18 protein-coding genes are annotated in these 20,691 nt (G+C 70.0%); 13 read left to right on the top strand and 5 right to left on the bottom strand.

All coding sequences use genetic code 11. The features are described from left to right. Nucleotides 1-241 precede the first annotated feature (241 nt). Nucleotides 242-787, top strand: coding sequence for a MarR family winged helix-turn-helix transcriptional regulator (locus Pph01_RS17920; RefSeq protein ID WP_204074247.1), 546 nt, complete (start codon nt 242-244; stop codon nt 785-787). Between the two features lie 223 nt (nt 788-1,010). Here the strand turns inward: Pph01_RS17920 and Pph01_RS17915 are convergent, their stop codons facing one another. Next, entirely contained in the window at nt 1,011-2,045 is a 1,035-nt protein-coding gene (locus tag Pph01_RS17915; RefSeq protein ID WP_204074246.1) for a DUF4331 family protein, read from the bottom strand. Nucleotides 2,046-2,280: 235 nt separating this feature from the next. On the opposite strand from Pph01_RS17915, the gene Pph01_RS17910 reads away from it, so the two are divergent. Further along, entirely contained in the window at nt 2,281-3,204 is a 924-nt protein-coding gene (locus Pph01_RS17910; RefSeq protein WP_204074245.1) for a LysR family transcriptional regulator, read from the top strand. Nucleotides 3,205-3,300: 96 nt separating this feature from the next. Here the strand turns inward: Pph01_RS17910 and Pph01_RS17905 are convergent, their stop codons facing one another. After that, the gene (locus Pph01_RS17905; RefSeq protein ID WP_204074244.1) at nt 3,301-5,025 is read right to left on the bottom strand and encodes a S8 family peptidase; all 1,725 of its coding nucleotides are present in this window, start codon (nt 5,023-5,025) and stop codon (nt 3,301-3,303) included. 212 nt (nt 5,026-5,237) lie between these two features. Here Pph01_RS17905 and icmA point away from each other — a divergent pair, with 212 nt between their 5' ends. Beyond that, nucleotides 5,238-6,920: a coenzyme B12-dependent isobutyryl-CoA mutase large subunit gene (gene icmA / locus Pph01_RS17900; RefSeq protein ID WP_204074243.1), complete on the top strand. Its 1,683-nt coding sequence runs from the start codon at nt 5,238-5,240 to the stop codon at nt 6,918-6,920. A gap of 108 nt (nt 6,921-7,028) precedes the next feature. Here the strand turns inward: icmA and Pph01_RS17895 are convergent, their stop codons facing one another. Continuing rightward, nucleotides 7,029-8,450 carry a pyridoxal phosphate-dependent decarboxylase family protein gene (locus Pph01_RS17895; protein ID WP_204074242.1) on the bottom strand — a complete coding sequence of 474 codons (1,422 nt, stop codon included), beginning with the start codon at nt 8,448-8,450 and terminating at the stop codon, nt 7,029-7,031. 66 nt (nt 8,451-8,516) lie between these two features. On the opposite strand from Pph01_RS17895, the gene Pph01_RS17890 reads away from it, so the two are divergent. From Pph01_RS17890 to Pph01_RS17870, 5 genes are all read left to right on the top strand, one after another. Next, nucleotides 8,517-8,984 carry an Lrp/AsnC family transcriptional regulator gene (locus Pph01_RS17890; protein WP_239116798.1) on the top strand — a complete coding sequence of 156 codons (468 nt, stop codon included), beginning with the start codon at nt 8,517-8,519 and terminating at the stop codon, nt 8,982-8,984. Nucleotides 8,985-9,075: 91 nt separating this feature from the next. Then, nucleotides 9,076-9,990, top strand: a complete 915-nt coding sequence (locus tag Pph01_RS17885) for a tetratricopeptide repeat protein (protein ID WP_204074241.1) — start codon at nt 9,076-9,078, stop codon at nt 9,988-9,990. A gap of 50 nt (nt 9,991-10,040) precedes the next feature. Then, entirely contained in the window at nt 10,041-10,670 is a 630-nt protein-coding gene (locus tag Pph01_RS17880) for a cytidylate kinase-like family protein (protein WP_204074240.1), read from the top strand. A gap of 148 nt (nt 10,671-10,818) precedes the next feature. Continuing rightward, nucleotides 10,819-12,228: an NAD-dependent malic enzyme gene (locus Pph01_RS17875; RefSeq protein ID WP_204074239.1), complete on the top strand. Its 1,410-nt coding sequence runs from the start codon at nt 10,819-10,821 to the stop codon at nt 12,226-12,228. 103 nt (nt 12,229-12,331) lie between these two features. Further along, on the top strand, nt 12,332-12,907 hold the full coding sequence (locus Pph01_RS17870; protein ID WP_204074238.1) for a YqgE/AlgH family protein: 576 nt from the start codon (nt 12,332-12,334) through the stop codon (nt 12,905-12,907). A gap of 126 nt (nt 12,908-13,033) precedes the next feature. Here the strand turns inward: Pph01_RS17870 and Pph01_RS17865 are convergent, their stop codons facing one another. Next, the gene (locus tag Pph01_RS17865) at nt 13,034-13,675 is read right to left on the bottom strand and encodes a TetR family transcriptional regulator (protein ID WP_204074237.1); all 642 of its coding nucleotides are present in this window, start codon (nt 13,673-13,675) and stop codon (nt 13,034-13,036) included. A gap of 139 nt (nt 13,676-13,814) precedes the next feature. Here Pph01_RS17865 and Pph01_RS17860 point away from each other — a divergent pair, with 139 nt between their 5' ends. The 5 genes from Pph01_RS17860 (at nt 13,815) to Pph01_RS17840 (ending at nt 19,814) form a co-directional block, all read left to right on the top strand. Next, nucleotides 13,815-15,380: a DHA2 family efflux MFS transporter permease subunit gene (locus Pph01_RS17860; protein ID WP_204074236.1), complete on the top strand. Its 1,566-nt coding sequence runs from the start codon at nt 13,815-13,817 to the stop codon at nt 15,378-15,380. 250 nt (nt 15,381-15,630) lie between these two features. Continuing rightward, nucleotides 15,631-15,882: a DUF3039 domain-containing protein gene (locus Pph01_RS17855; RefSeq protein ID WP_239116797.1), complete on the top strand. Its 252-nt coding sequence runs from the start codon at nt 15,631-15,633 to the stop codon at nt 15,880-15,882. Between the two features lie 72 nt (nt 15,883-15,954). Next, nucleotides 15,955-16,923 (top strand): zinc metalloprotease, encoded by a 969-nt coding sequence (locus Pph01_RS17850; RefSeq protein WP_204074235.1) that lies wholly within the window; start codon nt 15,955-15,957, stop codon nt 16,921-16,923. A gap of 148 nt (nt 16,924-17,071) precedes the next feature. Beyond that, entirely contained in the window at nt 17,072-17,908 is an 837-nt protein-coding gene (locus Pph01_RS17845; protein ID WP_204074234.1) for a hypothetical protein, read from the top strand. A gap of 151 nt (nt 17,909-18,059) precedes the next feature. Next, nucleotides 18,060-19,814: a DEAD/DEAH box helicase gene (locus Pph01_RS17840; protein ID WP_204074233.1), complete on the top strand. Its 1,755-nt coding sequence runs from the start codon at nt 18,060-18,062 to the stop codon at nt 19,812-19,814. Nucleotides 19,815-19,965: 151 nt separating this feature from the next. Here Pph01_RS17840 and Pph01_RS17835 read toward each other — a convergent pair whose 3' ends face one another. Further along, the gene (locus tag Pph01_RS17835; RefSeq protein WP_204074232.1) at nt 19,966-20,583 is read right to left on the bottom strand and encodes a hypothetical protein; all 618 of its coding nucleotides are present in this window, start codon (nt 20,581-20,583) and stop codon (nt 19,966-19,968) included. Nucleotides 20,584-20,691 lie beyond the last annotated feature (108 nt).

The following is a 20,691-nucleotide window of genomic DNA, read 5'->3' as shown; positions in this document are numbered from 1 at the left end:
TGTGAGCGGGGCGTGGGACCGCGCCGTTCCCCCCGGCACTGGTCTTCCATCGGCCTCGCCACAGTCCGCGCTAGCAGACCGGGCTCCCCGGGCCACCGGGTTTGCCGCCGCCTCACCTTTTGACGTGGCAACCATAACGGAGCGTGACCCTGAGGGAGGGAGTTCTGGGGTCAAGGAATGAATTCAGTTACGCTACGTGCGCGGGTCGATCACGAAAGCCGTCGCGATACCGTATATCGCTGTGTCCCTTCCGCCCAGTTCAAGCCAGCTCCCGGTCAGCGGCTCCCGGCCGCTCAACCTGCCGTTCGACCCGATCGAGCGTGCCGCGGAGACCTGGCGCGAGAAGTTCGGCCCGTCGTCCGCCATGGCCGCCGTGACGTCGATCATGCGAGCCCACCAGATCCTGCTGGCGCAGCTGGACACGCTGCTGAAGCCGTACGACCTGACCTTCGCCCGCTACGAGGCGCTGGTGTTGCTGACGTTCAGCCGCGCGGGCGCCCTGCCCCTGTCCAAGATCGGCGAGCGTCTCATGGTCCACCCGACCAGCGTGACGAACACCGTCGACCGACTGGAGAAGGCCGGCCTCGTCAAGCGGATGCGCAACCCCAAGGACGGCCGCGGCGTCCTCGCCCACATCACCGACGCGGGCCGCGACGCGGTGACCCGGGCCACCGCCGACCTCATGGAGGCCGGGTTCGGCATGGGCATGTACGGCGACGACGACCTGGGGGACATGTTCGACCTGCTGAAGACGCTCCGAGTGGCGGCGGGCGACTTTAGCGTCTGACCGCCTTGCCTGTGTCTGATTGCCTCGCCTCCGGCGAGGCGGGCTCGGGGCTGTGTTTGATTGCGCTCGCTCCGCTCGCGCGTGCTCGGGGCGCCTTTGAGGCCGGGTCTTCCCTCGTCACGTCCTCGCTCGTTCCTCGCTGCGGGCGTTCCTCAGTCCAGATCCCGGCCGCGCCCCTCGCGTGACGGCCGGGCTCCGTACTGATCGTGCTCGCCCCGCCGAGTCAGGGCGTCGGCGGCACGTAGGGGAAGGTCCGCGTCGGCTCGGCCGTGACCGACCGCCCGGTGATGCCGATGGTGACCGGGGTGTCGCCGGCGAAGGAGAACATGACGTCCGGTGCGTTGTCGGTGAGCGAGCGGCCGTTCCATCCGGCGAACCCGAAGAAGGCGGAGGTGCCGATGGTGTAGGGCAGCACATTGGGGAAGATCTTGCTGACGACGGCCCACGCGTAGGCCTCCGGATCCTCGGCGGTGCCGTACGCCCGCACCACGCCGGCCACCATGGTGGTGACCGTGTCGCCGTGGATCTCCATGTCCTCGGCCGGCCGGTTGGTGTTCAGCTTGTCGCCGAGGTCCTCGTTGAGCTGGGTGAACAGCGGATGGATCATGGGCAGGCCGGCCCGGTTGATCGGCCGCCGGCCGCCCGCGTCGGTGGCGAGGGAGGCCAGGCCCCATACCCCTACCGTGCGGTCACTGCCGGCCGCCGGCAGCAGTTCCTCGTCGGCGATCTCCAGCACGATGGAGTAGACCGTGTGCCCGGCGAACGCGTTCTTCGCCTCCGCGGGGTTCCAGCCGGAGAGATCGATCGTGGTGCCTTCCTGGAACGCCTTGCCGACCGCGTGCAGGACGTCCGGCTCGATCCAGAACGGGTCGCCGGCCTCGCCGACCCATGCCCGACCACCGCCGTCGAACTCCACGGTCTCGCCGGTACGGCCCTGCGCGATCAACGTTCCTGCGGCGGAGGCCTCGCGCGCCTCGGGGCCGGCCAGGCGGCGCACCTGGTACGCCTGGGTTCCCCGCTCGTCGCGGTCGCCGAAGGTGAAGCGGTAGGCCAGGTCCTCGACGGCATCGCCGTTCAGGTCGATCTTGAACTCGTATGTGCCCTCCGGATGCAGGCCCCGGAGGACGTGGTCACCGGCGAGCGAGTGGCTGTGGTTCGTCACGAAAACGGTGCCGCGCTCTCCCCGGAAGACGTAAAGGTCGGTGATGTCCAGGCGCGGGTCCTGGCGGGCGATCGGTGAATCGAGGTGGTGGGACATGTCGCTCCTTCGATGGATGGTCCAGCTGGGAAGAAAGTGGCCGCCGAGGGGCCTGACACTGATGGGCGGCAGGCGGCTTTCGCATGTGTCTCGCCTCAACGAGGAGGCGGTCGTCGCCGTCGAGCTTCGCTCTCATGCCGGTACGGAACCGGCCGGCGGGCCATCACAACGATCCTGGCCAGGGATGCGTAAGGCCGGTACCCGTCAATCCGGAATGAGGTAATAATCTGCGGTTATGGGCGGGATGCCGCCGGATTTCGAGAGCCTCCGGCTGTTGACCCTCGTGGCGGAGTTGGGGAGCCTCGGTCAGGCCGCCGAGCGGATGAGGATCAGCCAGCCCGCCGCGAGCAAGCGGCTGGCCATGCTGGAGCGGCGGCTGGGGCTCACCCTGGTGGATCGGAGCAGCCGTGGTTCGGCACTCACCACAGAGGGCAAGGCGGTGTGCCAGTGGTCCGACCGGGTGTTGTCAGAGGTGGAGTCGCTGATGGCCGGCGCCGCCGCACTACGCGCCGACCAGGACGACGACCTGCGGCTGGCCTCCAGCATGACGCTGGCCGAGCACTTCGTGCCACGATGGATCGGCGCTCTGCGTCACCGGTCGCCGGACCTCCGCGTCAGCCTCAAGGTCACCAACTCCGAACAGGCGGCTGAGTTGGCCGCCCGCGGCCAGGTCGGCATCGGGTTCATCGAGGCACCCACGGTTCCGCCGGGACTCTGCTCGCGGCAGGTGGGTGCCGACCGGCTGGTCGTCGTGGTCGCGCCGGGCCATCCGTGGCTGCGGCGACGCCGGCCGGTCGAGCCGGCCGAACTCGCCCGCACGCCGCTCATCGTCCGCGAACCGGGATCCGGCACCCGGGAGACGCTGGAGCGCATCCTCGCCGATGTCGACGTCGAGCCGGCACGGCCGCTGGTGGTTCTGGATTCGAACGCGGCGATGCGCGCCGCGGTGGCCGCGGGTGTCGGACCGGCGGTGCTCAGCGTGATCACCGTGCGCGAGGAACTTGCGGAAGGCCGCGTGCGGGAGGTTCCGCTGGCCGGAGTGAACCTGCACCGGCGGCTGCGCGCGGTGTGGCCGAGGGGCCGTCGCCCGACCGGCGCCGCCGAGCTGCTCCTGGGCATCGCCTCACACCGGCTTCCGGACATCGACACCGCCGCCTGAGCGAGAGCTGGTGTCTGAGGACTGTCGGACGTCGTGAGACGGCGACGGCCACCGCTGGGGAGCGGTGGCCGTCGGTGTGATGCGGAGGGGAGTCGGTCAGCGGCCCACGGCGTGGAGGGCGTTGACGATGCCCCTGCCGTAGAAGCCGTTGTTGGACAGGGTGCCCTCACAGGTGTGCGTGGCGGTCACCGTCTGCCCGGTCGGGAGGATCCGGGTGTAGGTGAAGGCCGCGGGCGTCGGGCACGCCTTCTCCGTGGCCGTGCCCTTGAGGATGTTCTCGACGACGCCCGGGTCGAGCGTCAGGCCGCCGTGCCGGTGGTCGCGGTGGCCGTACTTGCTGACGATCAGAGCCGCGACGCCGACCGCCCGCGGGGAGGCCATCGAGGTGCCCTGGAGGTACTGGTAGTAGGCGCAGACCTTGCCCTTGCAGTCCTTGACCACGTAGTCGACCGTCGGGTTCCCGTTCGCGTCGATCTCGCCGTTGGCGACGGCGAGGGACTTCGGGTACGCCGAGAGGGTCGCCTTGGTGATGTCCCGGGTGTTGCCGGGGGTGTCGTAGGCGTCACCGCCGGGCGAGGCCACGTCGATGTAGCCGTTGCCGTAGTCGGAGTAGTACGACTTGCGGGTGCTGATGCCGGTCGAGGACACGGAGATCACGTGCTCGCCCTCACTCGGCATGGAGACGCAGCTCGCCGGGATCGTGCGGCTCCGCGGCTGCTGGCCGGGGACGGACGCGAAGTCCGGGCTGGAGGCGTCGACGATCGTCTTGGTGTAGTCGGTCGCGCCGTTGCCCGCCGCCGAGATCAGGGTGACGCCGCGGCTGTGCGCGTAGTTCAGCGCCCGCTGGACCGCCGAGACGATGGTCCGCTGCTCCAGCTGCTCGTCGGGCGAGTCGGCCGGGTTGTCGGCGCAGTTGAACAGCCACGGGTCGACGTAGTAGCTCATGTTGACCACGTCGACGCCGATGTCGCCGGCGTAGGTGAGGGCGTCGATGGTGGGCTGGACGAAGAAGTAGCCCGAGTCCTGGCCCGCCCGCAGGTTGACCAGGGAGACCTTGGGGGCGACGCCCGCGGTGCCGAGGCCGTTGATCGGCGAGGCGATCGAGGACGCGACGTGCGTGCCGTGCCCGTCTTCGTCCACGTCGTTGGGGTCGTTGCAGGAGCCGTCCGGGTCGCTCGCGCACGGGCCGTCGATCACGGTGCCGTTGGCGTCAGCCGGGAGGTCGACGGTGAAGTTCCTGCTCAGCTTCTTGTTGAAGTTCGGGGCGATGTCGGGGTGGGACGCGTCGATGCCTGTGTCCAGGACGCCGACGAGGACGCCCTTGTCACCCTGCTCGTACTTGTGGGCCTTGTCCGCCTGGATCTGCTTCATGTCCCACTGCAGGTCGGACAGCGGCTCGTCCTTGGTGTTCTTGTTCCACTTGGCCGGGGAGCCGTGACCGCGGCCCTCCCGCTCGACCGCCCTGGTCTGGGCTGCCTTCCGCGCGGCCGCGGAGTCGTCGGGCACGCTGCCGATCGTGCGGTTGCGGGCGACGCCTCCGATGGACGCGTTGTTCTTGATCGCGTCGACGAAGCCGGCGTTGGTGGTGCTGACCGTGGCCACGCCGACCTCGGAGTTGACCTTGACGAGCTTGCCGCCCGCCGCCTCGATCGCCTTCTGGGCTTGTGCGGCGCCGGCGCCTTCCTTGTACAGAACGACGTATTCGGTCGCGGCCTTTTGGGCCGCGGCAGCGGATCGCGTGGTTTCGACCGCCTGTGCCGGGGCCGCCACGGTCGCCGCGACGACCGCGGTCGCCGCAGCGACGACTAAGACGCGCTTCACATCCACCTCCGTGTGGACTTTGAGAGGGCCTTGACCATGGTTGAAGATTTCACGTGTTTGTCAAAGATCCGTTGGAATTTGCTACCAACGTGTGACATGACGGCATGCGAAATGGAACGGTCAGGTCACGCTCCGTATGGGGTGCCGCGGCGTTGGAGATGGGTAGTAGGACGTCCTAGTATTTCTTTGGGATCCCACACTTTGGAGGTCGTATGGACCCGAAGCACGCGCGCGACGCCGACATCGAGGCCGGCCGGGCCCGCTGGCAGGCGCGGTACGACGCCGCCTACAAGCGGGCAGGGGAGTTCCGCACCCTTTCCGGTCTGGAGGTCGACCCCGTTTACGGACCCGCCTCCAGCGATCCTCGATTCGCGCGCATCGGCTGGCCCGGCGAGTTCCCGTTCACCCGGGGCCTCCACCCGACGGGCTACCGGGGCCGGCCGTGGACGATCCGGCAGTTCGCCGGGTTCGGCAACGCCCAGCAGACCAACGAGCGCTACAAGATGATCCTCGGCGCCGGCGGAGGCGGCCTGTCGGTCGCCTTCGACATGCCGACGCTGATGGGACGCGACTCCGACGACGCGCACTCCCTCGGGGAGGTGGGGCACTGCGGCGTCGCCATCGACTCGGCTCTGGACATGGACCAGTTGTTCGCCGGCATCCCGCTCGGCGAGGTCACCACCTCGATGACCATCAGCGGGCCGGCCGTACCGATCTTCTGCATGTACGTCGTCGCGGCCGAGAGGCAGGGCGTGCCGACAGGCAAGCTGAACGGGACCCTCCAGACGGACATCTTCAAGGAGTACATCGCGCAGAAGGAGTGGTTGTTCGCCCCCGAGCCCCATCTGCGCCTGATCGGCGACCTCATGGAGTTCTGCGCCGCCGAGATCCCCGCGTACAAGCCGTTGTCGGTCTCCGGCTACCACATCCGGGAGGCCGGGTCCACGGCCGCTCAGGAGCTCGCCTTCACCCTGGCGGACGGGTTCGGCTACGTCGAGCTCGGCCTGTCCCGCGGGCTCGACGTCGACGCCTTCGCCCCGGGACTGTCGTTCTTCTTCGACGCGCACATCGACTTCTTCGAGGAGATCGCCAAGTTCAGGGCCGCCCGGCGGATCTGGGCGCGGTGGATGCGCGACGTGTACGGCGCGCGGACCGAGAAGGCCCAGTGGCTGCGCTTCCACACCCAGACCGCGGGCGTCTCGCTGACGGCGCAGCAGCCCGACAACAACATCGTCCGTACGGCGATCGAGGCCCTGGCGGCGGTGCTCGGGGGAACCAACTCCCTGCACACCAACGCCCTCGACGAGGTGCTCGCGCTGCCGTCGGCGAAGGCCGCCGAGATCGCGCTGAGGACGCAGCAGGTGATCATGGAGGAGACCGAGGTCGTCAACGTCGTCGACCCCCTGGGCGGCTCCTGGTACGTCGAGGAGCTGACCGACAGGCTGGAGGCCGAGGCCGAGGCCGTCTTCGCGAAGATCCGGGACATGGGGTCGGACGGCACGATGACCTCAGGAATCCTCCGCGGCATCGAGGACGGCTGGTTCATGTCGGAGATCGCAGAGGCGGCCTTCGACTACCAGCGGAAGCTGGAGAAGGGCGACAAGCGGATCGTCGGGGTGAACTGCCACACCGCGACGGTCGAGGAGCCTCTGGAGATCCTCCGGATCAGCCACGAGGTCGAGGTCGAGCAGCGGCGGGTCCTCGCCGAGCGCCGCGCCGCCAGGGACCAGGCCGCCGTCGACGCGGCTCTGGCGGGGCTGGTGGCCGCCGCTCGGACGAGCGAGAACATGATCCCGCCCATGCTGGAGGCCGCTCGGGCCGAAGCGACTCTGGGAGAGATCTGCGACGCCCTCCGCGACGAATGGGGCACTTACTCAGAACCCGCCCGTTTCTGACCCCTGGGGGTGATCATGCACGGATTCGGCAAGGTGGCCCCCGACCCGCGGCCACCTTCGCCGTGATCATGCATGGATGTGCATGATCACCAACCGGGTCGGCCCAGCTTACGACCCATGTTCGCGAACCTGTGCATGATCATGCGGAAGGGCGGTGATGTGGTCGAGCAGGGAATCCAGGGTTCGGCCGTCGGTGGCGGGGGCCATCACGGTCACCCGGAGGTGACGGACGCCGCCGATCTCGGCTGAGGTGAGGTGGAACGTGCCGTCCTCCATCAGCCGTTCACGGATGGCCGCCTGGTCGGCCGTGCCGTACCGGAAGCAGACGATGTTGCTCTCCGGCTCGTAGGGGAAGTCGAAACCGGGCCGATTCCTGGCAAGTTCCCAGAACCGGTGGGCCGTCTCGTACTGCCGCGCCACGTACTCGCCCATGCCCCGCTCGCCCCGCCAGGCGAGGTTGAGGAAGATCTTCAGGCCCAGCTCGGCCTTGGTGCACTCGACGGCCCTGCCGACCAGGTCGAACCCCTGGTCGCCGTAGAACAGGTAACTCGCCTGCTGCTGGAACGCCGCGTCCAGGTCGGGCTCCCGGCGCACGAGCACCGCGGCGGCCAGGCTCGAGGTCCGCAACATCTTGTGGGCGTCCCAGATGACCGAGTCGGCCAGTTCGATTCCGTCGAGCAGGTGCCGGTGGCCCTCGCTGAGCAGGGCCGAGGCCCCGTGCGCGCCGTCGACGTGGTACCAGATGCCGTTCGCCGCGCAGAAGTCCCCGATCGCCCGCAGATCGTCGTACAGGCCGGTGCCGGTGGCGCACGCGCCGGCGACCAGGGCCATCGGGCGCCGCCCCGACCGTCGCACCCCGTCCAGTACGGCCGGCAGGCGGGCGGCGTCGATCCTGCCGAGGCCGTCCACCTCCAGCGGGACCACCGCGCGCTCGCCCAGGCCGAGGATCGCGGCGGCCCGGCTGATCGAGTAGTGGGCCGACGGCGGCGCCAGCAGGACGAGGTCCTTCGGGACGCCGTCGGTCCAGGCGTCCGGCGCGGCGGCGGCCCGTGCGGCGAGCATCGCGGTCAGGTTGGCCAGGGAGCCCCCGTGCGTCAGCACGCCGCCGCCTTTGTCGCCGAAGCCGACCTTGGCGAGCATCCAGCGCAGCACCTCGAACTCGACCGTCGCGGCCGACGCGCCCATCTCGTAGATCGCCATCGGGTTGTTGGAGGCACCGTGTACGAAGTCGGCCAGTGCCGCGGGAAAGTCGGGAACGGCGCTCTGGTGGCCGAGGTAGGCCGGATGGTGCAGCCGGGTGCCCTCGCGGAGATAGACGCCGAGGAACCGCCGGTAGTCCTCGGGCGTCATGCCCCCTTCGCTGATCCATCGCGCCAGCCCCAGCTCGTCCGCCAGTTCGCGCGGAGGACGGCGGCGCAACACCGGCGCCATGCCCCGCTGGCTCTGGTCCACGTAGGCGGCCAGCTCGTCAACCGTGACCTCGGCGGCCCGGGTGAACTCCTTCATGTCCCACGTCATGTTCGGCTGCATGGCAGGATGATGACTAGGTTCGACGACGGAAAGCCATAGGCACCGAATTCAGAGGCGAGATTATTCATGAGCATCGAACTGGATTCGATCGACCGGGCCATTCTGGAAGAGCTGCAGAACGACGCGCGGCTGCCCAACAAGGACCTCGCGGAACGGGTGGGCGTGGCGCCGTCCACAGCGCTGGAGAGGGTGCGCAACCTGCGCAGGCGCGGACTGATCACGGGCTTCCGCGCTGAGGTGGACACCAAGGCGCTCGGGCGTCCCCTCCAGGCCCTGCTCGCGTTGCGGGTCCGGCCGCACACCAGCCAGCTCGTCGATCCGCTGCGCGCCTTCGTGCTCGGCCTTCCCGAGACCATCGCGCTGTTCCACGTGGCGGGGGCCGAGGACTTCCTGGTGCACGTCGCGGTGCCCGACGCCGATCATCTGCACCGGCTGATCCTCGAACGCATCCTGATCCGTCCCGAAATCATCCACCTGGAGACCACCCTCATCTACCGGACCGAGCGGCAGCCGATCCAGCGCCCGGTCGGCTGACCGCGGTCCTGGAAGGCCCGGGAAAGCTCGAGGAGGCCCCAGGAGACGGGGTTGGCACGGATCAGGCACGCGCGTACGGCAGGATTGGGGTATGGCAGCGGACTTCTCTCGACCTGGATCCCTGTACGGCGCCGTGGACCTCGGCGCGCGCAAGCAGGCTCTGGAAGCGCAGGCACGGCGCGAGGCCGAAGGGCCAGGAGCGACCACGGACGTGATCGAGGCGACCTCGGCCACCTTCAACGCCGATGTCGTGGAGCGCTCGATGAGCGTTCCGGTGATCATCGAGGCGACGGTGCCGAGAGCGGAACAGGTTCAGCAGTTCAGTTACACGCTGGAGAAGCTGGCCGCGGAGGCCGCCGGAGCGTGGCTGCTCGCCCGCGTCGACGTGGAGACCAACCCCGACCTCGCCCAGGCGTTGCGCATGCGGGCGATCCCCACCGTCTACCTGGCGGTGCAGGGCCAGCTCATGCCGCTCTTCGAGGGGCCGCTGCCGGAGGCGCAGCTGAGGCAGGCGCTGGCGCAGGTCTTCGAGCAGCTCGGCGTCGAGCTGGCCGCGGCCGCCCCGGCGCAGGAGGAGGGCGAGCCCGAGCAGGTCGACCCCGACCTCCTCGCCGCCGACGAGGCCATGGACAAGGGCGATCTCGACGCGGCGGCCGCGGCCTACGAGCGCCTGCGGGCGAAGTCGCCGGACGACGAGGCCGCCAGGATCGGCCTCGCCGGGGTCGGCCTGCTGCGCCGGACCCAGGACCTGGACACGGCCGACGTCATTCGCCGGGCCACCGCTGACCCCGCCGACGTCGACGCGCACATCCAGGCGGCCGACCTGGAGACGCTCGACGGGAAGGTGGACGACGCCTTCGACCGGCTCGTCGCACTCGTCCGCCGTACGAGCGGCGCCGACCGCGACAAGGCCAGGCGCCACCTGCTCGGCCTGTTCGACGCGCTGCCCGCCGAGGACCCTTCGGTCTCCAAGGCGCGGCGGAACCTCGCCAACGCGCTGTTCTGAGGCCTGCCTGAGAGGTCGCCCGCTCGCCGCGCGGGCAGGGGAGGAGGGACGTGCGGGTCGTCACCATCTCCGCGACGTACGGCACGGGCGGCAGCGTCATCGGGCCGGCGGCGGCCGAGCGGCTCGGCGTGCCGTTCGTCGACCGGGCCATCCCCGGCGCCGTCGCCCGTGATCTCGGGGTGACGCTGGAGGAGGCGCTGGCGCACGACGACCGGGCGGAGAGCGGCCTCGGCAGGCTCCTGACCGGCATGATGCGGCTGCCCACGGTGACGCTCGGCGGGGTGGAGCTCTACGTCCCCGCGGGGATGCCGCTGACGCCCGAGGAGTTCGCGGCCCGGACGGAACAGGTCATCCGTGAGATCGCCCGGGTCCACGGCGGCGTGATCCTCGGCCGGGCCGGCGCGATCGTGCTCGCCGATCATCCTGGCGCCCTCCACGTCCGGCTGGACGGCCCGCTGCGGCGGCGCGTCCTGCAGACGGCCGCGTACTCCGGCATCCCGGAGCAGGAGGCCAAGCGGGTCGTGAACGACAACGACCGGGCGCGGAAGGCGTACGTCCGGCAGTTCTACCGGGCCGACCCCGCCGACCCCGGGCTGTACCACATGGTTCTCGACAGCACCGTCATCCCGGTGCCCGTGTGCGTGGAGCTGATCGTGGCCGCAGCCTCGGCTGTGGGCTGAATCACCCGTCCGGGGATGGCACGATGGAATACATCCACGATGCCGTCGAGCCGGATGCGGCAGCCGGGCGAGCGATCCGCCCGAGCCGGCGACCCGCCCGCACCGAGCGCGTACGGCAGGAAACACCCCCGCAAAGGAGCGGATTGCCGTGGCCACCGTGCCGAGCGTTTCCTACTCGATCACCGTTCGTCTTGAGGTCCCGGCTGGGGGCAAGGCCGTAAGCCTGCTCACCCACGCGGTGGAGAACGCCGGCGGGGTGGTGACCGCCCTCGACGTGACCAACGCCGGCCACGAGAAGCTTCGCATCGACGTGACCTGTGCCGCGAAGGACACCGATCACGCCCAGGCGATCGTGGACAGCCTGGGCGCGGTCGAAGGGGTCACCATCCACAAGGTGTCCGACCGCACCTTCCTCATGCACCTCGGCGGCAAGATCGAGATGCAGTCGAAGGTCCCGCTGCGCAACCGCGACGAGTTGTCCATGGCGTACACGCCGGGTGTGGCGCGCGTGAGCCTGGCCATCGCGCGCAATCCCGAGGACGCCCGCCGCCTGACCATCAAGCGCAACTCGGTCGCGGTGGTCACCGACGGCTCGGCCGTCCTCGGCCTCGGCAACATCGGCCCGGCCGCCGCGCTCCCGGTGATGGAGGGCAAGGCCGCGCTGTTCAAGCGCTTCGCGGGCATCGACGCCTGGCCGATCTGCCTCGACACGCAGGACGTCGACGAGATCGTGCGGACGGTCCAGGTGATCGCGCCCGGGTTCGGCGGCATCAACCTCGAGGACATCTCGGCGCCGCGCTGCTTCGAGGTGGAGCGCAGGCTGCGCGAGCTGCTCGACATTCCGGTGTTCCACGACGACCAGCACGGCACCGCGATCGTGGTGCTCGCCGCGCTGACCAACGCGCTGAAGGTCGTGCACAAGAAGCTCGAGGACGTCCGGATCGCGCTGGCGGGCGCGGGCGCGGCCGGCACCGCCGTGCTGCGGCTGCTGCTGGCGGCCGGAGCCCGCAACGTGGTCGTGTGCGACTACCTGGGCGCGGTCCATCTCGGCCGGGACGACCTGGACGACTCGCTGCGCTGGATCGCCGAGCACACCAACGCGGACGGGTACGCGGGCGACCTGCGCGGCGCGGTCAAGGGCGCCGACGTCTTCATCGGGGTGTCCGCACCGGGCATCCTCACCGCCGACGACGTCGCCGCGATGGCGGAGGGCGCGGTGGTCTTCGCGCTGGCCAACCCCGAGCCTGAGGTGTCGCCCGACGACGCGCGTGAGCACGCGGCCGTGGTGGCCACCGGCCGGTCCGACTACCCGAACCAGATCAACAACGTCCTGTCCTTCCCGGGCGTCTTCCGCGGGTTGCTCGACGCGCAGGCCAACGGCGTCAGCCAGGAGATGTTGCTGGCGGCGGCCAAGGCGCTCGCCGCAGTCGTGACGAGCGAGGAACTCGGGCCGAACTACATCATCCCCAGCGTCTTCCACCCGGACGTGGCCAACGCGGTGGCCGCGGCCGTACGCGAGTCGGCCGGCGGGAAGGCGCGAGGGTTCACCGAAGCCTGATCGTCGGCCACCGGTGGCGACCTCCGTCGCACGGTGGGTGACGTCCGAGGCCGAATCGGGGGTGGCGTGCACTAATCGGCATTCCTCCTTCATGATGGGAGGTATGGCGGAAGCGATCTACGTCGGCCGGCTGCTCGTGGCGACGCCTCTGCTCGAAGACCCCAACTTCCGGCGAAGCGTCGTTCTGGTCCTGGAGCACGACGAGGACGGCGGCACGCTCGGGGTGGTCATCAACAGGCCGAGCGAGGTCACGGTGACGCAGGTCCTTCCCTCGTGGGATCCCCTGGTGTCCGGCCCTTCGGTGCTCTTCGAGGGAGGGCCGGTCCAGACCGACAGCGCGCTCGCCCTGGCGGCCGTCCTCAGCGGTGAGGAGCCGCTGGGCTGGCGGCGGCTGCGGGGCAGGTCCACGACGTCCCGCCTGGGCACGGTCGACCTCGACGCGCCACCCGAGATCCTGGCCGGGGAGATATCGCAGATGCGGATCTTCGCCGGATACGCGGGCTGGACGGGTGGTCAGCTGCAGGCGGAGCTGGAGGAGGGCGCCTGGTACGTCGTGGACTCGGAGCCCGGCGACACCTTCAACTCCGATCCGGGCACGCTGTGGCGGTCCGTGCTGCGGCGGCAGCAGGGTGACCTCGCCCTCGTCGCCACGTTCCCCGAGGACCCCCAGCAGAACTGAGGCCCGGGACCGGGCCGGACGTCCCCCGGTACGGCACGGCGACCGCGGCGTTCCAGGCGCGGTGTTCCAGGCGCGGTGTTCCAGACATGGAGGAGCGTCCGACGAGGTCGTGTCGCGGTGGGCGCCTCAACCGGCCGCGGAGGATGAGGCGTCCGCCGCCGCCAGGTCCCAGCCCGGTCGCAGGGACCGGTCGGCCAGCGTCAGCACGTCGTCGAGGCGCCTGGCCATGATGTCGAGCCCCTCGGGGCCGGCGTTGTAGCAGATCATCCCGAGCCCGGTGAAGATGGACACGACGAACTGGGGCCGCAGGTCGTCCGGGCTCGTGCCCTGTCTGCGGGCGACCTCGGCGACCAGCCTCTTCTCGTTCTCCATCAGCAGGCGCATCTGCCCGGCCAGGAGCGCGGGCGTCTCGTCCACGAGCCGGCGCGCCTTGAGGAACCGCGCGGCCTCCTCCGGGTCCTTGTCCCGCAGCGTGCCGATCATGGCGCGCATCGACGCGCTGAGGGCGGCGTACGGGGACTCGCTGTCCGGGCGGGCCGCGAACTCGGCCAGGAAGATCTCCTGGCTGTCGGCGGGCAGGGAGAGCGCGACGTCCTCCTTCGACGAGAAGTACCGGAAGAACGTGCGGGGCGACACGTCGACGCGTGCCGCGATCTGGTCGATCGTCGTGGCCTCGTAGCCCTGCGTGAGGAAGAGCTCCAGAGCCGCGTCGATCAGGGCGTTTCGCGTCTGCACCTTCTTGCGCTCGCGCAGACCCACGGTTGTCACCTGCTCGAAACTGGTAGTTCACATCCTGTCAGATGTCACCGTATGTCGGATAAAAGGATTTGTCATCTGTCATGCGGTGACATAAATTACGCCTGTTGCCTGAGACTAGATCCTCGGCCTTTCCAAGGGGGACCCATTCATGGCTCAAGCGGTAGCCGTACCACCAGATACGCGTGATGGCGGTGGCGAGGCGCATCCGTGGCTGACGCTGCTGGCCGTCTCGCTCGGCGTCATCATGGTGATGCTCGACGGCACGGTCGTCGCGATCGCCAACCCGGTCATCGGCGTCGAGCTCAAGGCGTCGCTGTCCGACCTGCAATGGATCACCAGTGGTTACCTGCTCGCGCTGGCGGTCTTCCTCATCACCGCCGGAAAGCTCGGCGACCTGTTCGGCCACAAGAAGATATTCCTGATCGGCGTCGCGGGCTTCGCCCTGACGTCGCTGGCGATCGGCCTGACCTCCTCGATCGGAATGCTGATCGGCCTGCGCGTCCTGCAGGGCCTGTTCGGCGCTCTGCTCCAGCCGGCCGCGCTCGCCCTGCTGCGGCTCGCCTTCCCCGGTGAGCGGCTGAACATGGCGATGGGCGCCTGGGGCGCCATCATCGGCCTGTCCAGCGCGGGCGGCCCGATCATCGGCGGCCTGCTCGTCGAGCACGTGAACTGGCAGTCCGTCTTCTTCATCAACGTCCCCGTCGGCGCGGCCGCGCTGGCGTTCGGCCTGTGGGTCCTCAGGGACGGCAAGAACAAGCTGCTCGCGAAGATCGACTGGCTGGGCGTCCTGCTCCTGTCGGTCGCGATGTTCTCGCTGGTCTGGTCCATCATCAAGGCGCCCGAGTGGGGCTGGGGCGACTCGAGGACCATCGCGTTCCTCGCCGCCGCGGTCGTCGTCGGCGCGGTGTTCGTGTTCTGGCAGGCCCGGGCGGCGGAGCCGTTGCTGCCGCTGAGCCTGTTCCGCAACCTCTCGGTCTCCATCGGCACCGGCCTGATGATCCTGATGGCGTTCTCGATGTTCGGCGCGATGTTCTTCCTCACGTTCTTCTTCCAGGGCGTGCACGGGCTCACCCCGCTGGAGTCGGGCCTGCGGATGTTGCCGATGAGCGCCGGCATGATCGTCGCGTCTCCCATCGCCGGAATCCTGATCGGCAAGCTCGGCCCCCGCGTCACCATCGCGGGCGGCATGCTGATCACGGCCGTCGCGATGTTCCTGATGTCGCGACTCGGCGTCGAGGCGCAGTTCATGGACAGCGCGATCCCCTTCGTCCTGCTGGCCTTCGGCCTCTCGCCCGTCTTCGTGGGAGCCACCGAGATCATCGTCGGCAACGCACCCGAGGAGCTCGCAGGTGTGGCCGGCGGCGTGCAGAACTCCGCGATGCAGGTCGGCGGCGCCCTCGGCACCGCCGTGCTGGGCGCGATCGTGGCGGCCAAGGTGTCGAGCGTCCTGCCCGGCTACCTCGGCCCGGCGGCCGCGGGCCTGCCTCCCGCCCAACTGGAGGGCCTCAAGGCGGCTGCGTCGGTCGGCATGGCGCCTCCCGGCCTGTCGGGTCCGGCCGCGAATGTCATCACCAACGCCTCGCACCTGTCGTTCATGGACGGACTGCACCTCGGCTTCGTCGTGAGCACGGCCGTGGCCGTGATCGCCGCGATCCTGGCGCTGTTCGTCAGGGCGGGACGCAAGACGGAGGGCGCCCCCGTCCACGTGGGCTGACGGCATCATCTCCGCGACACCATCTCCGCGACACGGCTCCCGCCCCGCCCGGGCGGGAGCCGTACGCGTTCCGAGGTCCCCGCGTCGGGACCACCGCGCCCGTTTCGAGATCGCCGTGGGGGAGGGGTGCGCGGGATCGCGGGGCGGGGGCGTGTACGTCATGGCCGCGCGGGAGCCGTACCCACCCGTCACGAGATCGCCGCGGCGGGCCCGGCGTCAGGCCTCTGTCCGCTCAGTAGACTCGGTTTTCGTGACCAGCACGAAAATTCTTCCCGAGAGCGAAGTCACGCCGCGCGTGTCGCACGGCGACGGCGACCACGAACGCTTCTCGCACTACGCCGACAAGAACAAGATCACTGAGAGCTACGTGACGGGCGCACCGGTCCGGGCTCTCTGCGGCAAGGTGTGGGTGCCCAGCCGGGATCCCAAGAAGTATCCGGTCTGCCCGGAATGCAAGGAGATCTACGAGGGACTGCCCAAGGGCAAACCTTCCGACGACTGAGTGTCGAAACGGAGTCATCGCCCCCGAGACGGCTAACGTCAGGCTCCTGACCAGCAAGATCGGGGGGAGCCAATGGCCCGGTGCGCGACGGCCGTCCTCATGGCATGCCTGTTCACGCTGGGCGGCGGCCCCCTTGCCGGAGCCCGTGCCGACAGCCGGCCGCAGCGGGCCGAGGTCCGCTCCGAGGCGGAGTGCGAGGTCGCCGAGCCGCAGGGGGAAGCCGCCCTGCGGCCCGGAGCCGGGGGACTCACTCACGCGGTCGAGCCACGCGAGCCGGGGGCGGAGGAGATCGCCCGGATGTCCGCCGACCTGCGGCGGCGGCTCGCGGAGTCTGGTAGCCGCCGCCAGGTGCCGGCCACCGGCGAGATCAATGTGCCGTTGTGGGTACACGTGATCAAGGACGGTGTGCTCGGGCTGCCGGACACCGGTGTACGGCGGCAGGTGGACACCCTCAACGCCGCCTACGGGGGCAAGCTCGGCGGCGTCGACACCGGGGTGCGCTTCGTGCTCACCGGCATCACCCACACGGACAGCAAGGAGTGGTTCCGCGACCCGCTGGGCAACGAGGCGGCCATCAAGACCAAGCTGCGGATGGGCGGCCCGGAGACGCTCAACCTCTACATCGCACAGCTCGGCGAACTCGTCCTCGGGTACGCGACCTACCCCTACTGGTACCAGGGCGAGCCGGCCCTGGACGGCGTGGTCATCGACTGGCGCAGCGTGCCGGGAGGCCCGTTGCGCGACTTCGACAAGGGTTTCACCGCCGTCCACGAGATCGGCCACTGGCTCGGCCTGCTGCACACCTTCGAGAACGGCTGTGCGGCGCCGGGGGACTCGGTCGACGACACCCCGCCCGAGGCGTACCCGACGACCGGCTGCCCGGCCAGCAAGGACACCTGCAAGGAGCCGGGCCAGGACCCCGTCCACAACTTCATGGACTACGCCCAGGATCGCTGCATGACCAACTTCACCGCGGGCCAGGCGGTGCGGATGCGCCAGATGTGGGACCTCTATCGCAGGCCGGCCGTCCCGGTTACCTAGATCCGATAGCAAATGCCCGGATTTTCGTTGACGTCCCACCGTGTCTGTGAGTAACTGCCACAGCAGTGCTCATGGCGACGCGGGTCGCTCGTGATCGATCTGCCGCTCGCCGGATCGGTCTCGCGCGCGCCCGGCTCCGGGAGGCCTTGTGGACGATCAGTGGACGCGCCGTGTCTGGCCGCCCGCCGACGACGCGCACGCGCCCGCGGCCTCCGCTCCCGGCGGCCATCCGCCCGCGCCCGAGTCCGCGACTGGCGGTCACAGGCCTGCGCCCGCGCCTGGCGGCTACGGGCCCGCGCCCGAGTCCGCGCGCGGCGGCCACACGCCTGAACCCGGCCTCCCGCCCGGCGGCGCGGTACCCACGCCCGACGACGACCTCCCGCCCTCGGCCGTCTGGTACGGCACGCCCGTCGAACCGCCGCGTCGCATCCCGCGCTGGCTCCATCGCCTTCTCGTCGCGGGAGCCGCCGTGGCCGTGGCCGCCGCCGTCATCGGCGGGGCGGTGTTCGTGATCCTCAACCGTGGCGAGGCCGCGCCTCCGACGATGGTCGCCGACCCGCTGGCGGGGGTCTCCTACTCGCTGCCGCCAGAGTGGAGCGAAGGCATGGTCGCGCCGGTGACCGGCTTCACCTCGGTGGCCGCGCGGGGTGACCTGGCGACGGTCATGGCCAGGCCCGAGGTTCACGTGGACCCGGCCGATATCGCCCCCGCCGTCCGCGATCTGAGCGACCTCTACGCCAAACTGCTGCTCCACGGCGACGAGGTCGCGGTGGTGGACGACCGTGACGTCACGATCGGCGGACGGTCCGGCCACACGCGGGCGGTCCGCGCGGAGTATCGCGATGTCGTGAACCAGCCGGCATTCATGAGAGTGACCTTGCTCACCCGTCCGGACGGCAAGAGCACGGTGCTGCTGGGCCTCGCCCACCCCGACGATCCGCGCTCACGTGCGGACATCGAGACCGTCATGGCGGGTGTGCACTGATCTGCGCGGATGCCATACCACAGGAGGCGGGCGGTGGCTCGAATCTCGTCGGCACGGCACGTCTTGTCGGTGGGTCCCACTACCCTGAGGTCACTGTGAGGGAGCGAACCGATAGATACAGCATTGTCCTGACGAGCAGGGGGAGGCGTCGTTGAGCGTTTCGGCCGCGTCCCATCTGTCCCCCTCCTATCCCGATCGCGCAGCCTGGGGCACGGCCACGAAGCTGCGTGCCTGGCAGCAGGAGGCCTTCGACCTCTACCTGCAGCGCGAGCCGAGAGACTTCCTGACCGTCGCCACGCCGGGCGCGGGCAAGACGACCTACGCCCTGCGCATCGCCAGTGAGCTGCTCAGTCGCGGAGTCATCAAGGCGATCACGATCGTCACGCCCACCGAGCACCTGAAACGGCAGTGGGCCGACGCCGCGGGCAAGGTCGGCATCGGCATCGACCCCGAGTTTAAGAACAGCCAGGGCGCGACCTCGCGCGACTACGTCGGCGTCGCCATCACCTACGCCCAGGTCGCGATGCATCCCGCCCTGCACCGGGCCCGCACGGAGGCGCGCAAGACGCTCGTCATATTCGACGAGATCCACCACGCGGGCGACGCCAAGTCGTGGGGCGACGGCGTCCGGGAGGCGTTCGAGCCCGCGACCCGGCGGCTGGGCCTGACCGGCACGCCGTTCCGGTCCGACGACAGCCCGATCCCCTTCGTGTCCTACGTCGAGGACGGCGACGGCGCCATGCGGAGCGCCTCCGACTACTCCTACGGGTACGGCCCCGCGCTGGCCGACGGCGTCGTCCGGCCCGTCATCTTCCTGGCCTACTCGGGCGAGATGAAGTGGCGCACGCGAGCCGGCGACGAGATCACGGCCACGCTCGGCACCCCCCTCACCAAGGACCAGCTCTCCCAGGCCTGGCGTGCCGCGCTCGATCCCAAGGGCGACTGGATCCGCCAGGTCATCCATGCGGCCGACCGGCGGCTCACCGAGGTCAGGCGGGGCATGCCCGACGCGGGCGGCCTGGTCATCGCGACCGATCACGAGTCGGCCCGCGCCTATGCCCGGCACATCAGGACCGTCACCGGCGAGGGCGCGCAGATCGTGCTCTCCGACGACCCCGGCGCGTCCAAGAAGATCAAGGACTTCGCCGCCTCCGAGGCGCGCTGGCTGGTCGCGGTCCGGATGGTCTCCGAGGGCGTCGACATCCCGCGGCTCGCCGTGGGCGTCTACGCCACGAGCATCTCGACCCCGCTGTTCTTCGCCCAGGCGGTGGGCCGTTTCGTCCGGGCACGCAAGCGCGGGGAGACCGCCTCGGTCTTCCTGCCCTCGGTGCCTCTCCTCATGGGCCTCGCCTCCGAGATGGAGGCCGAGCGCGATCATGTGCTGGGCCGCCAACGCGACGAGGACGGGCTCGACGACCTGCTCCTCGAGCAGGCGCAGCAGGAGAAGAAGCAGCCGGACGCGCTGGGGGACGAGCTGCCCTTCCAGACGCTGGAGGCGTCGGCCACCTTCGACCGGGTGTTGTTCGACGGCGGCGAGTTCGGCACCGCCGCGGCTCCGGGCTCGCCGGAGGAGGAGGACTTCCTCGGCCTTCCCGGGCTGCTCGAGCCGGACCAGGTCGCGTCACTGCTGCGCAAGCGGCAGGCCGACCAGCAGGCGGCCAAGCGGAAGGTGAAGCCGGCCCCGGATTCCGAGCCCGCGCTCGCCCCGCATGAGCTCATGCACGAGCTGCGCAAGGAGCTCAACGGGCTCGTGGGCGCGTGGAACCACCGCACCGGTCAGCCGCACGGCGTGATCCACGCGGAGTTGCGCCGGTCCTGCGGGGGGCCGGCGATCGCCCAGGCCTCCGCGGAGCAGATACGCGAACGGATCGCGATGATCCGCAAGTGGGCCACCCAGCGCAAGTGAAATGGTGGGCCGGGCCCGCGCCGGGCCCGGCCGCCCTCACCCCGCGGAAGTCCTGCACGCCTCCTTCGGCATGCGGCCGTCTCGCGGATCCCTCAGGGTCCCGGCTGAGGGGTCCATACGCTGCGGCCGTCCCTCCGGTCCTGGCCGCCCCTCACGTCCCGGAGGGCGCGGGTGTCCCCGGCTTCAGCGGGATGCGATGGCCGGTGCGGGCGTCGATCGCCACATAGTGCGTGTGGGGGCGCAGCGGCGGGCTGAGCGGCAGATCCAGGGACGCCCGGCCGTCCGCCACAGTGACGGGGAGCGTGCGTTCCCCCTTGTGACGATCCGCGGTGCCCTCCTCCAGCCAGATCCGCAACCGCCGGCCGACGGGCTGCAGGGCCACCGAGGCCGTCCCGCACCCATGGGCGGCGGCGTCCCAGTAGACCGTCATGCCGTCGACATCGGAGCCGGTTCGCGAGAGCCGTACGGACTCGGGGGCGAGCGCACGGACGGCGCAGGAGTGCGCGCTGGGCGACGGCCGGGGCGTTGCGGCGACGGCGTCACCAGAGACGGCAGGGGACGGGGACCCGGCCGGGCGGGCGAGCGGGACCGTCGCCACCGACGGGGGAGGCTCCTCGATGAAACCCATGAGCAGCGTGCCGCCCTGCAATCCCGCGAGGGTCAGGGCCGCCGCAGCACGGGCGAGCCCGCGGTGACCGCGGCCGAAGAGCAGCCAGACGCACACCGGGGTCAGGATGAGCCAGGACAGGCCGAGCACGAACGCGAACATCGAGGCTGCCAATCACGAGGAGATGTCGCTCTCCGTAATACACCCATGACGCATCGTGGTGAAGGCATTGAACGTCCCGTTACCGGAGTGTCGTCGGGGCGTGGGACG

It is taken from the genome of Planotetraspora phitsanulokensis, assembly GCF_016863295.1.
Taxonomy (GTDB): domain Bacteria; phylum Actinomycetota; class Actinomycetes; order Streptosporangiales; family Streptosporangiaceae; genus Planotetraspora; species Planotetraspora phitsanulokensis.
The sequence above is the reverse complement of the archived record's forward strand: the minus strand, read 5'-3'. Positions and strand labels throughout refer to the sequence as shown.